This window comes from Fructilactobacillus hinvesii (assembly GCF_024029435.1).
In the GTDB taxonomy this organism is placed as follows: domain Bacteria; phylum Bacillota; class Bacilli; order Lactobacillales; family Lactobacillaceae; genus Fructilactobacillus; species Fructilactobacillus hinvesii.
Window position 1 is genome coordinate 341,402 of the sequence record NZ_CP097118.1, and the last position, 15,360, is coordinate 356,761.

Annotated in this window: 11 protein-coding genes, 3 rRNA genes and 1 riboswitch; of the genes, 10 read left to right on the plus strand and 4 right to left on the minus strand. The window is 45.2% G+C overall.

From position 1 onward, the window contains the following. The first annotated feature begins 3 nt into the window (after positions 1-3). Together M3M39_RS01625 and M3M39_RS01630 are read left to right on the plus strand one after the other, a co-directional pair. On the plus strand, positions 4-711 hold the full coding sequence (locus tag M3M39_RS01625) for an AzlC family ABC transporter permease (protein ID WP_252797494.1): 708 nt from the start codon (positions 4-6) through the stop codon (positions 709-711). After that, complete coding sequence (locus M3M39_RS01630) at positions 698-1,024, plus strand: AzlD domain-containing protein (protein ID WP_252797495.1); 327 nt, start codon at positions 698-700, stop codon at positions 1,022-1,024. The genes M3M39_RS01625 and M3M39_RS01630 overlap by 14 nt, the downstream gene beginning before the upstream one ends. 64 nt (positions 1,025-1,088) lie before the next feature. Here the strand turns inward: M3M39_RS01630 and M3M39_RS01635 are convergent, their stop codons facing one another. The 3 genes from M3M39_RS01635 to M3M39_RS01645 form a co-directional block, all read right to left on the minus strand. Further along, on the minus strand, positions 1,089-1,268 hold the full coding sequence (locus M3M39_RS01635; protein WP_252797496.1) for a hypothetical protein: 180 nt from the start codon (positions 1,266-1,268) through the stop codon (positions 1,089-1,091). Between the two features lie 12 nt (positions 1,269-1,280). Then, positions 1,281-1,805 carry a GNAT family N-acetyltransferase gene (locus M3M39_RS01640; protein ID WP_252797497.1) on the minus strand — a complete coding sequence of 175 codons (525 nt, stop codon included), beginning with the start codon at positions 1,803-1,805 and terminating at the stop codon, positions 1,281-1,283. Positions 1,806-1,883: 78 nt separating this feature from the next. Beyond that, positions 1,884-3,065, minus strand: a complete 1,182-nt coding sequence (locus M3M39_RS01645; protein WP_252797498.1) for a thiolase family protein — start codon at positions 3,063-3,065, stop codon at positions 1,884-1,886. Positions 3,066-3,156: 91 nt separating this feature from the next. On the opposite strand from M3M39_RS01645, the gene M3M39_RS01650 reads away from it, so the two are divergent. The 8 genes from M3M39_RS01650 to ppk1 all read left to right on the plus strand — a co-directional run bounded on the left by M3M39_RS01650 (position 3,157) and on the right by ppk1 (position 14,305). Then, positions 3,157-3,699 (plus strand): hypothetical protein, encoded by a 543-nt coding sequence (locus M3M39_RS01650; protein ID WP_252797499.1) that lies wholly within the window; start codon positions 3,157-3,159, stop codon positions 3,697-3,699. A 304-nt stretch (positions 3,700-4,003) separates the two neighbouring features. Beyond that, positions 4,004-5,579: ribosomal RNA gene (locus M3M39_RS01655) — 16S ribosomal RNA — on the plus strand. Between the two features lie 213 nt (positions 5,580-5,792). Further along, a 23S ribosomal RNA gene (locus M3M39_RS01660) occupies positions 5,793-8,708 on the plus strand. A gap of 70 nt (positions 8,709-8,778) precedes the next feature. Continuing rightward, a 5S ribosomal RNA gene (rrf, locus tag M3M39_RS01665) occupies positions 8,779-8,895 on the plus strand. Together the 16S, 23S and 5S rRNA genes form the textbook arrangement of a ribosomal RNA operon. Positions 8,896-9,058: 163 nt before the next feature. Then, on the plus strand, positions 9,059-9,916 hold the full coding sequence (locus M3M39_RS01670; protein WP_252797500.1) for a MetQ/NlpA family ABC transporter substrate-binding protein: 858 nt from the start codon (positions 9,059-9,061) through the stop codon (positions 9,914-9,916). 11 nt (positions 9,917-9,927) lie between these two features. Further along, on the plus strand, positions 9,928-10,650 hold the full coding sequence (locus M3M39_RS01675) for a gamma-glutamyl-gamma-aminobutyrate hydrolase family protein (protein ID WP_252797501.1): 723 nt from the start codon (positions 9,928-9,930) through the stop codon (positions 10,648-10,650). A gap of 156 nt (positions 10,651-10,806) precedes the next feature. Beyond that, entirely contained in the window at positions 10,807-12,195 is a 1,389-nt protein-coding gene (locus M3M39_RS01680) for a DUF2252 domain-containing protein (protein ID WP_252797502.1), read from the plus strand. Next, positions 12,185-14,305: a polyphosphate kinase 1 gene (ppk1, locus tag M3M39_RS01685; protein WP_252797503.1), complete on the plus strand. Its 2,121-nt coding sequence runs from the start codon at positions 12,185-12,187 to the stop codon at positions 14,303-14,305. The genes M3M39_RS01680 and ppk1 overlap by 11 nt, the downstream gene beginning before the upstream one ends. A 56-nt stretch (positions 14,306-14,361) precedes the next feature. Here ppk1 and M3M39_RS01690 read toward each other — a convergent pair whose 3' ends face one another. Beyond that, positions 14,362-14,898: a folate family ECF transporter S component gene (locus M3M39_RS01690; protein WP_252797504.1), complete on the minus strand. Its 537-nt coding sequence runs from the start codon at positions 14,896-14,898 to the stop codon at positions 14,362-14,364. A gap of 42 nt (positions 14,899-14,940) precedes the next feature. Then, a riboswitch (THF riboswitch) is annotated at positions 14,941-15,037 on the minus strand. Positions 15,038-15,360 lie beyond the last annotated feature (323 nt).

The window sequence follows — 15,360 nt, forward strand, 5'->3', positions numbered from 1 at the left end:
TCTGTGAAGAATGATTTAAGCGCCGGTGCCGGGTTTAAAGATACCATTCCCACCCTCTCTGGTTACATTGGGGTGGGGCTTGCATTTGGGATCGTGGCTAAAGCCGCTGGACTGAACGTCTTGATCATTGTGCTCATGTCAGCCATTACCTATTCTGGGGCAGCACAATTTGTGATTGTGAGCATGCTGGTCTCTGGAAGTTCCTTTTCTGCCATCGTGTTATCGGTGTTTTTGTTGTCGGCCCGAATGTTGCTGATGGGAATGACGGTGGCGCCGGTCATGAAGAAGGAGTCGTTACTGCGCAACGTCATCATTGGTTCGTTACTAACGGATGAAACCTTTGCATTAAGCATGAACAAATTGAATTACACCAAGCGCCAGTTATCCTTTGATTGGTTGAATACTGCAAACGTAGTTGCCTATTTAACCTGGATTATTTCCTCAGGAATTGGTGGCTCCCTAGGGAGTTTAATTCCGAATCCCAACCGCTTTGGTTTGGATTTTGCCTTCTTGGCCATGTTCATCGGTTTACTGTATTTACAGGTAGCGGCTGATCGAACGATTGACCGGCGGCTACAGGTGATTATGATCCTGCTGACCCTTGCCTTAACCTACGTTGGCTTGATTTTTATTCCCAGCAACTTGTTGTTAATTATCGTAACGCTGGTGGGTTGCGGACTGGGGGTGGTGTTAAAAAATGCCTTCTTTTGAATTTGTGCTCCTAGTTATTGTGGGCTGTGGATTAGTAACCTGGTTGAATCGGGTGCTTCCATTTCTGCTTTTAAAACGATTTGAATTGCCAATGGCTGCGGTGGAATTTTTAAGCTTTGTTCCGGTGGTAATCATGGCAGCCCTCTGGTTTACCGGATTGTTTCACCAACACCTGGGCCAGTTGCCAAGTTTAGACTGGCCGAACCTGATTTCGTCCGTGCCGACGGTAATTGCTGCAGTGGTCAGTAAAAATCTGTTGGTAATTGTGGCGGTCGGGGTGATTTCGCTGGCCTTAATTCGGCTGGTGATGTAGCCACCTTTTTGTAAACTAACTAAAAAAGCTTCGAAAACTAAATTTAGTTTTCGAAGCTTTTCGTTTAGAGGACTAATGTGAACCACAGCAGCAGTAACGCAAGCAAAATAATGATGAGAATGATTAAGCGGACCGGTTGCGTGCGCGGTTGATGGGTTAAGACCCAAATTAAAGCCGCGGCAGTCACCAGAAGGGCCGTGCTAACCATAATAATCAGTTTCCACATTACTGCTGAGGTTCCCATTGTGATTTTCTCCTAGTGTAATTCGATTTGGTAAGCGAAGCGGTCGTCTTCTTCAATCTTAGTTCGGATAATTCCCCGTTTAGTAAAACCGCTAGCTAAGATGATGTGTTGCATCCCTTCGTTTTTCGGATGAGTGTCGATTCTGACGTCTTTAAACCCAAGTAGGCTTGAAATGGTGAGGAGCCCACTAATTAATTTGTAAGCAAGGCCTTGACCGCGGTAGTTGTTAGAAACCGCAACCCGGTGAATGGCAGAGTAGTGAGCTTCAGAACCGTGTTCCCATTCTCCTTCTTCCATTTCCAGGTAGTCAGGGTCGATGCCCAGGTGTAGCGTTGCGGAACCGGCAACCTTGCCATCTACTTCTAAGACGTAGGCGATTCCGTTATCAACGTCGCGTTTAATGTCGTCTCGAGACGGGTATGACCCTTGCCATTGGTCAATCCCTTGCTCCTTGAGGAATCCTCTTCCAGCGTTAATGATTTCGCTGATGTCATCTAAGTCCTTTTCAGTTGCTTTACGAATGTAAATACAAGTCATAATCAAACACTCCCTTACTATTTTAAGTCAACGATTTTCCATTATAAAGAATTGTGGTGCTGATGACAACTAAGATTGTTACTGCGGTAAATGGAGACTGTAGGCCATTGCCATTCCCCCACCGATACAAAGAGTGGCAAGCCCTCGTTGGTTGCCCGTGCGGTGCAGATTGTGGATTAGGGTAGTCAAAATCCGGGCGCCGGAATCTCCCAATGGATGACCCAGGGCAATTGCTCCTCCAGAGATGTTCAGTTTGGCGGGATCAATGTGGAGATCTCTTGCTACGGCTACACTTTGCGAAGCAAAGGCCTCGTTTAATTCGACTAGATCAAAGTCATCAATGGTTTCGTTTGTTTTGCCAAGAAGTTTGGTGACGGCGTGGTAGGGAGCATAGCCCATGATTTGGGGATCGCAGCCCGCTTCGGCATAGTCATCTAGGATGGCTTCGGGAGTTAAGCCCAGTTCGGTTGCTTTTTCTACCGACATTAGTACGAGGGCAGAGGCGCCATCGTTGAGGCTAGCGGCATTCCCGGCGGTTACCGTTCCGTCTTGAGCAAAGGCGGGGCGTAACTTTCCCAGTTTCTCCAAGCTTGTATCAGTTCGAATTGTTTCGTCAGTGGTGATGGTGACGGTATGTTTCTTGTTCTTGATGGTAATGGGGACCACTTCGTCGGCAAATGCTTGCTGTTCAGTGGCCCGTGCAGCTTGTTGGTGTGATCGTAATGCAAATTGATCTTGTTCTGCGCGGGAGACGTTAAACTGATCAGCGACCGTTTCAGCGGTGGTACCCATGGGTTGGTGGCTGTCAGCGTCGTTTAAACCATCACTTTCGATGCTGTCTTCTAGTTCGAAGCTGCCAAACGGATGACCACCGCGGACCTGTCGGTTTAGGTAGGGAGCGTTGGACATGCTTTCCGTTCCTCCAACGATGACAACGTCACAGTCACCGGTTTGAATGGCGGTTTGTCCCATTCGAACGGCTTTCATTCCAGAACCACAAACTTGATTAATGGTACAGGCCGTACTGCTGGCCGGAATGCCACTGTTAAGCTCAATTTGGCGGGCAACGTTTTGACCACCACCGGCTTGAATGACGTTTCCAAAGATGACTTGGTCAACTTGACTGGCAGTTAGTCCACTATCTTCTAACACGGCCTTAGTCACAATTGTCCCCAGTTCGACTGAAGTTAGTTGGCTGAGCTGACCGTTGATTTTACCAATCGGGGTTCGTTTGGCACTAATTACTGCAATTTTTTTCACGATCTCACTCCTTGGTGAATTAATTTGATTGTCTATTATATCGAGAGCACTTTTGATAGTATAATTGATGAGACGAAAGGATGGTAGTTATATGGATAAAATGCAACGATTTCAAGCAGTTGGTCAAGAGATTGATCATTGGTTAGAACAGATTAATCAGGAACCTGACGTGGCACAATTGAGTGACGCTAAACGAGAAGATTTAGCCACCATCATTGATAGCTTCGTAGAGATTGCGGTGGTTGGAATGGGAAAGGAACCTAGCCAATGGGACGATCAGCTGGTGGGGGATGTGATGTTTTCACGGTTTGTTGTCTTATTGGAAGAAGACGAGCAGACGCAGGCTCTCTATGACTTAATCCCGTTTGCTCTCAAAAAACTATTTGGATACCTAGGTAGTCAAAATCAGCTCCCCAATGCCAACCATTTGATTGACTGGGTAAACATTAACGCCAAGGGCTTAAAATCACTGTATAATCCCAAGTTTGATCAATTCTATCGAGATTTAATTACCGCAATGCGTCGCGAGGGCATTAACATGCAGGATCACCAGGCTGTGGATGAGTTTACGAAGCTGTATCTAAAACAGCATCCGGATGCAGGAATTGAACTGTATGTGGATCAAGATAACTAAATTGACCTTTTTGCACCAAAGGGGTTGACGCAGAGGACTGAACTTGATATATTAAATATCGCTGACGGCGAGTCAGTCATTTCATAACTAATTAATCAGATTTAGTCCTTGACTTAATCATTGAAAAGATGTTATGATAATTAAGTTGTCAAATTGATGGACAACCGAGTAGTTCTTTGAAAACTGAACAAGATTTTGATTACAAAAAGTGTAAGGAATTTTTAAACTAGCGTTTAAAAATTAAACATTTGCGAAGTCAATTCGCTTAATTAACAAATAAAGTAGAGCTAGTAAAGTTCTCATTTAAAATGAGAGTTTGATCCTGGCTCAGGACGAACGTTGGCGGCGTGCCTAATACATGCAAGTCGAACGAGGTCTCCTAAATGATATGACGTGCTTGCACTGAGTTGACTTTAGATCGGACCGAGTGGCGAACTGGTGAGTAACACGTGGGTAACCTGCCCAGAAGTAGGGGATAACACCTGGAAACAGATGCTAATACCGTATAACAACTAAAACCGCCTGGTTTTAGTTTGAAAGCTGGCCTTGGTGCTAGTGCTTTTGGATGGACCCGCGGCGTATTAGCTAGTTGGTGAGATAATAGCTCACCAAGGCGATGATACGTAGCAGACCTGAGAGGGTAATCTGCCACAATGGGACTGAGACACGGCCCATACTCCTACGGGAGGCAGCAGTAGGGAATCTTCCACAATGGACGCAAGTCTGATGGAGCAACGCCGCGTGAGTGAAGAAGGGTTTCGGCTCGTAAAACTCTGTTGTTAGAGAAGAACGACTGTGAGAGGAACTGCTCACGGCGTGACGGTATCTAACCAGAAAGTCACGGCTAACTACGTGCCAGCAGCCGCGGTAATACGTAGGTGGCAAACGTTGTCCGGATTTATTGGGCGTAAAGCGAGCGCAGGCGGTTTTTTAAGTCTGATGTGAAAGCCTTCGGCTTAACCGAAGAAGTGCATCGGAAACTGGGAAACTTGAGTGCAGGAGAGGACAGTGGAACTTCATGTGTAGCGGTGAAATGCGTAGATATATGAAGGAACACCAGTGGCGAAGGCGGCTGTCTAGTCTGCATCTGACGCTGAGGCTCGAAAGCATGGGTAGCAAACAGGATTAGATACCCTGGTAGTCCATGCCGTAAACGATGAATGCTAGGTGTTGAGAGGTTTCCGCCTCCCAGTGCCGAAGCTAACGCGTTAAGCATTCCGCCTGGGGAGTACGACCGCAAGGTTGAAACTCAAAGGAATTGACGGGGACCCGCACAAGCGGTGGAGCATGTGGTTTAATTCGATGCTACGCGAAGAACCTTACCAGGTCTTGACATCTTCTGTTAGCCTAAGAGATTAGGTGTCCCCTTCGGGGGCAGAATGACAGGTGGTGCATGGTTGTCGTCAGCTCGTGTCGTGAGATGTTGGGTTAAGTCCCGCAACGAGCGCAACCCTTGTCTTTAGTTGCCAGCATTCAGTTGGGCACTCTAGAGAGACTGCCGGTGATAAACCGGAGGAAGGTGGGGATGACGTCAAATCATCATGCCCCTTATGACCTGGGCTACACACGTGCTACAATGGACGGTACAACGAGTTGCGAAACCGCGAGGTCAAGCTAATCTCTTAAAGCCGTTCTCAGTTCGGATTGCAGGCTGCAACTCGCCTGCATGAAGTTGGAATCGCTAGTAATCGTGGATCAGCATGCCACGGTGAATACGTTCCCGGGTCTTGTACACACCGCCCGTCACACCATGAGAGTTTGTAACACCCAAAGTCGGTTGGATAACCTTTTGGAGTCCGCCGCCTAAGGTGGGACAGATGATTAGGGTGAAGTCGTAACAAGGTAGCCGTAGGAGAACCTGCGGCTGGATCACCTCCTTTCTAAGGAATAATACGGAACCTTACACCGATCAAAGTCTTGTTTAGTTTTGAGAGGATTACTCTCAAACTTGGTTCTTTGAAAACTAGATAATATTATTTTCTGTAAGAATTATATTGATTGATATAATTTTAACCGAGAAAACCATTGTGTAATTTGAGTTTTTTAATGTGTTTAATCGCTAAACTCAATAATTTATAATCCGTAGGATTATAGGTTAAGTTAGAAAGGGCGCATGGTGAATGCCTTGGTACTAGGAGCCGATGAAGGACGGAACTAACACCGATATGCTTCGGGGAGCTGTAAGTAAGCTGTGATCCGGAGATTTCCGAATGAGGAAACTCGATTAGTGTGATGACTAATCACTGCGTAGTGAATTCATAGCTACGTAGAGGTAAACGTGGGGAACTGAAACATCTAAGTACCCACAGGAAGATAAAGAAATTTCGATTCCCAAAGTAGCGGCGAGCGAACTGGGAATAGCCCAAACCGAACCTTCGTGGTTCGGGGTTGTAGGACTGAACATTTGAGTTACAAAAGAATTCGATAGCTGAAGCAGTTGGGAAGCTGCACCAAAGAGAGTGATAGTCTCGTAAGCGAAATTGAATTCCCTCAGTTCAGGATCCTGAGTACGGCGCCACACGTGAAACGGCGTCGGAATCCGGGAGGACCATCTTCCAAGGCTAAATACTCCCTAGTGACCGATAGTGAACCAGTACCGTGAGGGAAAGGTGAAAAGCACCCCGGAAGGGGAGTGAAATAGTTCCTGCAACCATGTGCCTACAAGCAGTCAGAGCCCGTTAAGGGGTGATGGCGTGCCTCTTGTAGAATGAACCGGCGAGTTACAGTTGCATGCAAGGTTAAGCCGAAAAAGCGGAGCCGTAGCGAAAGCGAGTCTTAAGAGGGCGAATTAGTATGTTGCCGTAGACCCGAAACCAGGTGATCTATCCATGTCCAGGATGAAAGTGCGGTAATACGCACCGGAGGTCCGAACCCGTGTACGTTGAAAAGTGCTGGGATGAGGTGTGGATAGCGGTGAAATTCCAAACGAACTTGGAGATAGCTGGTTCTCTCCGAAATAGCTTTAGGGCTAGCCTCTGAATTAGAATCATGGAGGTAGAGCCACTGTTTGAGCAAGGGGTCCGTCTTGGATTACTGAGTTCAGATAAACTCCGAATACCATTGATTTATGTCCGGGAGTCAGACGATGAGTGATAAGATCCATCGTCGAAAGGGGAACAGCCCAGACCGCCAGTTAAGGTCCCTAAATATATGCTAAGTGGAAAAGGAAGTGGAGTTGCTTAGACAACTAGGATGTTGGCTCAGAAGCAGCCACCATTTAAAGAGTGCGTAATAGCTCACTAGTCGAGTGATTCTGCGCCGAAAATTTACCGGGGCTAAGCATATTACCGAGACTGCGGACGCAACTACGTTGCGTGATAGGAGAGCGTTCTAAGGGCAATGAAGGCAGACCGCAAGGACTGTTGGAGCGCTTAGAAGTGAGAATGCCGGTATGAGTAGCGAAAGGCCAGTGAGAATCTGGTCCACCGAATGACTAAGGTTTCCTGGGGAAGGCTCGTCCACCCAGGGTTAGTCGGGACCTAAGCCGAGGCTGAGAAGCGTAGGCGATGGATAACAGGTTGAGATTCCTGTACTAGTTAATTATGTTTGAACGATGGAGGGACGCAGAAGGCTAAGTTGAGCATCCAGTTGGAAAGGGATGTTTAAAGCGTAAGTCAGGTCAGGAGTGAAATGCTTCTGACCGGGTTGACAAGCGCTGATGAGGATCGAAATTATAGTAGAGAAGCAACTGATGTCACGCTGCCGAGAAAAGCTTCTAGTTAGTAATTAACTACCCGTACCGCAAACCGACACAGGTAGTCGAGGAGAGGATCCTCAGGTGAGCGAGAGAACTCTCGTTAAGGAACTCGGCAAAATGACCCCGTAACTTCGGAAGAAGGGGTGCTGACCGTCAGGTCAGCCGCAGTGAAGAGACTCAAACGACTGTTTATCAAAAACACAGGTTTATGCAAAATCGTAAGATGAAGTATATGGGCTGACGCCTGCCCGGTGCTGGAAGGTTAAGTGGAAAGGTTAGCTTCGGCGACGCCTCGAAATGAAGCCCCAGTAAACGGCGGCCGTAACTATAACGGTCCTAAGGTAGCGAAATTCCTTGTCGGGTAAGTTCCGACCCGCACGAAAGGCGTAACGATTTGAGTACTGTCTCAACGAGAGACTCGGTGAAATTAAGATACCTGTGAAGAAGCAGGTTACCCGCGACAGGACGGAAAGACCCCATGGAGCTTTACTGTAGCTTGATATTGGGTGTTTACATAGCTTGTACAGGATAGGTAGGAGCCATTGAAACCGGGACGCTAGTCTCGGTGAAGGCACCCGTGGGATACTACCCTTGCTATGTGAACACTCTAACCCTGAGCACTAATCGTGCTCGGAGACAGTGTCTGGTTGGCAGTTTGACTGGGGCGGTCGCCTCCTAAATAGTAACGGAGGCGCTCAAAGGTTTGCTTAGAATGGTTGGAAATCATTCTGTAAGTGTAAAGGCAGAAGCAAGCTTGACTGTGAGACTGACTAGTCGAGCAGGGACGAAAGTCGGACTTAGTGATCCGGTGGTACCGTATGGAAGGGCCATCGCTCAACGGATAAAAGCTACCCTGGGGATAACAGGCTTATCTCCCCCAAGAGTTCACATCGACGGGGAGGTTTGGCACCTCGATGTCGGCTCATCGCATCCTGGGGCTGTAGTTGGTCCCAAGGGTTGGGCTGTTCGCCCATTAAAGCGGTACGCGAGCTGGGTTCAGAACGTCGTGAGACAGTTCGGTCCCTATCCGTCGCGGGCGCAGGAAATTTGAGAGGAGCTGTCCCTAGTACGAGAGGACCGGGATGGACATACCGCTGGTGTATCAGTTGCGCCGCCAGGCGCACTGCTGAGTAGCTATGTATGGATGAGATAAACGCTGAAAGCATCTAAGTGTGAAACTCGCCTCAAGATGAGATTTCCCATTCCTTTATGGAAGTAAGACTCCTGAAAGATGATCAGGTCGATAGGTTAGAAGTGGAAGCGTAGCGATACGTGAAGCGGACTAATACTAATCAGTCGAGGACTTAACCAAGTAAAGTGCAGTGGTAAAATCGGAAGAAAATAATATTAGCTAGTTTTGAGGGAACGAAGTTCACTCAGAGTGTGGTGGCGATAGCCTAAAGGATACACCTGTTCCCATGCCGAACACAGTAGTTAAGCTTTAGCACGCCAAAAGTAGTTGGGGGATCGCCCCCTGCGAGGATAGGACGTTGCCACGCAAACCGAAAGGCACTTTCGAAGCAATTCGAAGGTGCCTTTTTTTATCCTAATTAATTTAGCAAAACTATTATAAGAGCAATTTATTGACTAATAGTAAGTTGCTGTGGTTAAATTACAATGATTATAAATTTTTCTTAACTTTCTAAAAAAGGAGTCATTAATATGAAAAAAACATGGAAATGGATCATTGGAATTGCCGTCGTGGTAATTATCGGTGGTTTAGGTTTGTACCAATTTGGTGGTCACGGTAACCAGTCTAAGACCGTTACAATTGGATCTTATGGTCCTGATACTCAGGTCTGGGAGTACATTGCTAAGCTGCCAGAAACTAAAAAAGCCGGAATCAATTTACAGGTTAAGGATTTTTCCGATGGAGTAAGTTTAAACAAGGCTACGATTCAGGGCCAAGTAGACGTAAATGCTTTCCAAATGGAAAGTTATTTGCAGTACTTTAACCAGCACAGTAACAAAGGTAAGTTAGCTGTTTTAGGAACAACTTATCTAGAGCCAATGGGAATTTACTCACACCAGTACAAGTCAGTCAAAGAGATTCCAGATGGAGCTACGATTGCAATTTCTAATAATCCTGCTAACACATCAAGAAGTTTGAAATTGCTACAAAGTGCAGGTTTAATCACGCTTAAGGGTGAACCGAAAGCCGGTCTCTACAGTCTGCAAAACGTGGGTGAGAACCAAAAGGACCTGAAGTTCCAAGAAGTTGATGATCATACTGGTCCTCGGCTCTTACAGGATAAGAACGTTGCTGCTGTTTTGATTGGGAACACAATGGCTCTTCAAAGTCACCTGAACGTGAAAAAGGATGCTATTTATCACGAGCACCTTAATGAAGCTACGAAGGGTAACATTAATGTCATTGCCACCGCTGAAAAGAATAAGAACAACCCCGAATACAAGAAACTAGTTAAGCTTTACCACAGTAAAGCAGCTCAGCGTTACATTAACAAGAAATTTGCGGGGACCAAAATTGATGTTGACAAACCAGTCAGTTATTTTAAGTAGGGGGCGCTAGCTTGAAAGTTGGAATTGCCGCAAACGTGAATCGGCTTAAAACCGAAAATTTTAACCTAGATTACGCTAACTATACGGCGCGGGTTTTCATCGATGTTTTGCAAAAGCACGGAGTAATGCCAGTGATTATTCCAATGACAGATCTAGAGATGGTGCCTGGCTATGTTGATTTAATCGATGGGCTCATTATTCCTGGGGGCCAAGACGTTGACCCGCAATTGTTTGGGGAAACTTCGCAGCAAAAGGAAAGTGTGCACTATCTTCCTCATGACCACTTTGAAATGGCTCTGGTGCGGGAAATGCTGAAACAGCACAAACCATTGCTGGGAATTTGTCGGGGATTACAGGTTATTAATGTGACATTAGGGGGCAGTTTGCATCAGGATGTGAATACTGATTTTCCTACTTCTGCCATTGAACACGTTGAGTTTCAAAAACCACAGGCAGAAATTCATGAACTAGAAGTTGAACCAGGAAGTGCACTGGCACACGCCATGGGCACTCATCCGCAGGTTAACTCCATTCATCACCAAGCGTTAAAAGACGTAGCTGCTCCGCTGCACGTTACCGCTAAGGCTCGCGATGGTGTGATTGAAGGAGCTGAAACCAATGATGCTTCCGTTGTTGGGGTGCAATGGCATCCCGAATTAATGTGGGAGCAAGATCAACGTGATGAACAACTATTTTTGGATTTCTTCTCCCGGATTCAAGCGCAATTAAAGTAAACAAACGCAAAAAGTGGTCCTGCTTTTAACAGGAGCACTTTTTTGTCTAATTAGCTACTAATTTCCAGCATGATTTTAATTTAAGTTCCTTCTAGCACTTGTGATTGTTATAATAAAGTAAATAACGAGACGACCCAGAGAAAGGAATCATTTTTAATGGACAACAAAAAGTTAATTCCATATGAATTTAACCAAATGGACAGCACGACTAAAACCAGCTCGGAATTAATTGCCGAGGGACAACGGTTAGGATTGGATAAGGATTATGGCGACGTCGCTAATTACAAACCTCACAAGCGAAACGTTAAAAAGATTATGGATGTCCGTAATTCATTGCTGTACAAGAAACTGTTAAAGGTGAAGCGGAAACGGATGTCTGAATCGTCTTTTGCGTTTTTTCGAGGAACTGTGGACATCATGAACTATGATCTGGATCGGAGTCCAAACAGTGGTATTAAAACCCTAATTGGGGGTGATGCCCACTTGGGGAACTTTGGTTACTATGGTTCTGCCGAGGGTCAATTGTTGTTTGATATGAATGATTTTGACGAATCTCACGTTGGTTTTTGGGACTATGACGTCAAACGACTGTTAATTAGTGCAATCTTAGTTGCTAAACAACAAGGATTTAACATCAAAAAAGACGTTAATCCTTTCTTACACAAGGTGATGCGGACGTATTTACGTTCGTTAATTCACCTGAATCAGTTGCCGGCCATGGAACGATTCATTACGCCGAATACGCTGCCTAACATTGCGTCGGCTTTTGATGCCATTCATGACGACCGGGATAAGTTTGACAAGTCATTTGCCAAAATCATCAGCAAAACGGTCGAAAAGGCCGTCCGGAGTAATTCTGATTACGCGGTGCAAAAATACACGGAAGTAGTTGAAGGCAAACGTCACTTTATTGAGGACGTGCCCGTAACCAAACACGTTGGTAATAAAACTTACCAACGGCTGGTGAAGGGATACTATGATTACCGGCACCATGCCAGAAGCGACGTGCATCAGTTCCTCTCTGGTTTCCACATCGTAGACATTGTGCGTCACAGTGTGGGAGTTGGTAGCGTGGGAACCCTGTGTTACCTAATCTTGTTAGAAGATGGGGACGGCAACTACCTCGTGTTACAAATTAAACAAGCTTTACCAATCTACCAGAATGATGAAATTTACTTTAACAAACGGCATTCTTCTGGAGAAGAAATTGTTAAATGTCAACGAATTTTGCAGAGCTCTTCTGACCGCTTCTTGGGCTATTTTGATACCAAGAAATACAGTTTTTACGTTCGACAGTTCAAGGATATGAAGGGTTCCGTTAAATTGAATAAATTGGACTGGCCTGCTTACTGTGACTACGTATCCGTCTGCATGAACTTGTTAGCCCGGGCTCACAGTCGCTCTTTGACTTTTCCAATGGTGATTGGCTACTTACAAAGTCAGACCTGGATGGACCGAGCATTCGTGCACTTTGCCAACCAATACGTCAAACAAGTAGAGCTAGACTACCAAACTTTTATTAAGGGAGGGAAACATGGCAACTGAGTTTAACTACAAGGGAAAATGTTATAACCGTGATTTAAGCTGGTTACTGTTTAACCGTCGGGTGATTGAACTCGCAAACGAGACCACCACCCCATTTTTGGATCGCTTTCAATTTTTGGCGATTGCTGCTAACAATCTTGACGAATTTTATAGCGTCCGTGTTCCGAGCTTGCAAAGTCAGATGGAACTGACCAAGGATGGCATTGAGAAAAAATCAGGGCTGCATTATTCTAAGATTTTGAAACAGCTGCATAAACGAAACGAAAAAAACTTTCAGATTCAATACAGCCACTTCACGGGTTTGAGTAAGCAGTTACCCCAAGAAGGATTAGGCAAGCTCACTACGTACAAGCAGTTGGATGAACACCAGCGGGAAAAGGCTGATCAGGTGTTTGACCAACGCATTCTGCCGTTTTTGAGTTTTACTAGCTATGAAAGTAACTACAACTTAGATTATCTAAAAAACAAGCGGATGGCACTTGCTGTAAGGATGAAAACGAAGGGCAAGCATCTGATTCGGATTATTCCCGTTCCACTTGAAATTCGGCGCACGATTCGACTTAAATTTGAAGAGGGAATCATCTACCTCCGGGTGGAAGATTTAATTCGGAATAACTTGCACAATCTGTTCGATGACGGGAAGGTCGAAGACATTTTGACCTTTCGGATTATTCGGGATCTAGATGCATCTTTAGATGTGGACAAGGATGACAATAATCAGGACACTGTCAAAAATCTTCGTCACTATCTCGCCGACCGTGAGCGGGGTCGAATTACGATGTTTGCAATTGAGGATCTTCCGGATGTGCAGGCCAAGTTTATTGATGAATTTAGGAAAAAATTCAAAATTGATGAACAGGCCGTTTACCGCGTTCCGGGACCACTGGATTTAACTTTCTTATTTGCATTGTTAAAATCCTGGAAGAAAACCAAACCCCAACTGGTTTACCCAGGATTTCAGGCCCGAAAATGGCCAACCAACCGGTCCATGCTGCAGTATTTACAGGATCACGATTTATTGCTGCAGTATCCAGATGACTCGTTTGACCAGTTCTTAACTTTCCTTCGAGAAGCAATTGATAATCCGAACACGGTGGCCATTAAGCAAACCATTTATCGGGTTGCCGACAATTCAAAAGTAATTGAACTGCTTAAGGAAGCTGCCCAAAAGGGAATTGAAGTAACCGTGATGATTGAACTACGGGCCCGGTTTGATGAAGCCAATAACCTGAAGGTAACTGGGGAACTAGAAGACGCTGGTTGCAACATCATCTTTGGGAAGAAATACATGAAGGTGCACAGTAAGACCTGTTTGGTGTTGACCAAAGACGGAGTTAATCCCGAAGGATACGTCCAGATCGGAACCGGGAACTACAACGAGTCAACGGCGAAGGGGTTTGTGGATTTGAGTCTTTTCTCTAGTCGAAAGGACTACGTAAGTGATTTGGCCTCGTTCTTTAATTACCTGGAACAGCCAGGAGCTAATCCACCTAAGTACAAGGTGCTAGCCGCTTCCCCACACCGGATTGAGGATATGGTAATTCAAAACATTCAGAAGGTGAAAGAATACTACCTAAAGACGGGACAGGGTCATGTGTTCTTGAAGGTTAACTCACTGACAGATGTGGACGTGATCGCCGCGATTTATGATGCCGCTAGCGTTGGGGTGCCGTTCCGGATTATCGTGCGGGGGGCCTGCTGCTTGAAGTTAGGCGTTTGTGGTCCAAAGGAAAATATTGTGGTTTCAAGTGTGGTTGGTCAATTTTTGGAACACAGCCGGATTTATGCTTTTTACGATGAAGAGACGGCGCTGTGGATTTCATCAGCCGATTTGATGACGCGGAACATGGACAACCGGGTAGAATTAGCAGCTCCCGTACTTGACTCAGATATGCGTCGCGGCTTGGAACACATTATTGACGTTTATGCTCAAGATGACGTGGATGGGTTCTTTATGAACGTAGAAGGCAAATACTTTAAGTATGAAAGTCCTAAGGGGCATTCGGCCCAACAAACTTTTCTCCATGAACTGGCTAATCAACATGAAACAGACGGTCAGTTCCAACGTGCTTGGTCACGGATGTTAAACTGGTGGCATAAGCATAAATGAATTAGAAATTAATTGAAAAAAGATCCGCAGCTACCACCAATAGTTGCGGATCTTTTTTATTTAAAGATGTTTGGTTTTAAGTTTTGAATGGTGCGATTGTTGAGCACCCAGTATAAAATAATGGTCTGGATTGGAAATGAGATTAGATTTTTACCCAACCGAACTCCAAAGAAATACGAGAACGGAGTATGAGCAATGATTGACACCCACCACGAGTTAAGCATTAAATTAATAAAGATCGTGATGATGGCCACCGTGATGATTACTCTAATCCAACCAATTTTTGGCTGTTGGAAAAAGGCCACGCTGTAAATTAAACTGACGAGCATAGCTGATAATGCAAACCCTGGGAAATAGGGTTGTCCGCTAAAGAGGGTCGAGATGAAGTCGACAATTACAGCTACTCCAACCGACCAAAACGGACCATACCATTTGGCAATTAGGGCAATTACAATAAAAGTAAAGGAAAATTGAACGCTACTACTACCAATTACGAAGCGACCAACAACAATTTCAATCGCCATTAGAATGGCAAGGTAGGTCATTCCCTTTAAACTCAGAGGCCGAAGCCCCCACTTACGTAAAAAATTCACTTTGACATCTCCTAACTGGAGCTGCCACCAAATGGTGAGGTTAGTGGCGAATGCGGAAATAACATCGCAAGCAATTGCTTTTCGTCCGGCGTTCACATTCCGTTCCGCTGGCACTTAACGCGTTAAATCCTACTCCAAAAAAATTTAGTTGTACCCCAATGGTACTTTTTTAATATACCATACTTTAGTTAGTGAGACCGTCACAAGTTAAGGATAATTAAATTGACCTTTTTGCACCAAAGGGGGTTGACGCTGAGGACTGAACTTGATATATTAAATATTGCTGACGGCGAGTCAGTTACTTCATAACTAATTAATCAGATTTAGTCCTTGACTTAACCATTGAAAAGATGTTATGATAATTAAGTTGTCAAATTGATGGACAACCGAGTAGTTCTTTGAAAACTGAACAAGATTTTGATTACAAAAAGTGTAAGGAATTTTTAAACTAGCGTTTAAAAA

Excerpts from the sequence above, each read along its gene's own strand:
- M3M39_RS01640 (WP_252797497.1), bottom strand. The coding sequence starts at position 1,805 with ATGACTTGTATTTACATTCGTAAAGCAACTGAAAAGGACTTAGATGAC.
- M3M39_RS01670 (WP_252797500.1), top strand. The coding sequence starts at position 9,059 with ATGAAAAAAACATGGAAATGGATCATTGGAATTGCCGTCGTGGTAATT.
- M3M39_RS01650 (WP_252797499.1), top strand. The coding sequence starts at position 3,157 with ATGGATAAAATGCAACGATTTCAAGCAGTTGGTCAAGAGATTGATCAT.
- M3M39_RS01680 (WP_252797502.1), top strand. The coding sequence starts at position 10,807 with ATGGACAACAAAAAGTTAATTCCATATGAATTTAACCAAATGGACAGC.
- M3M39_RS01630 (WP_252797495.1), top strand. The coding sequence starts at position 698 with ATGCCTTCTTTTGAATTTGTGCTCCTAGTTATTGTGGGCTGTGGATTA.
- ppk1 (WP_252797503.1), top strand. The coding sequence starts at position 12,185 with ATGGCAACTGAGTTTAACTACAAGGGAAAATGTTATAACCGTGATTTA.
- M3M39_RS01635 (WP_252797496.1), bottom strand. The coding sequence starts at position 1,268 with ATGGGAACCTCAGCAGTAATGTGGAAACTGATTATTATGGTTAGCACG.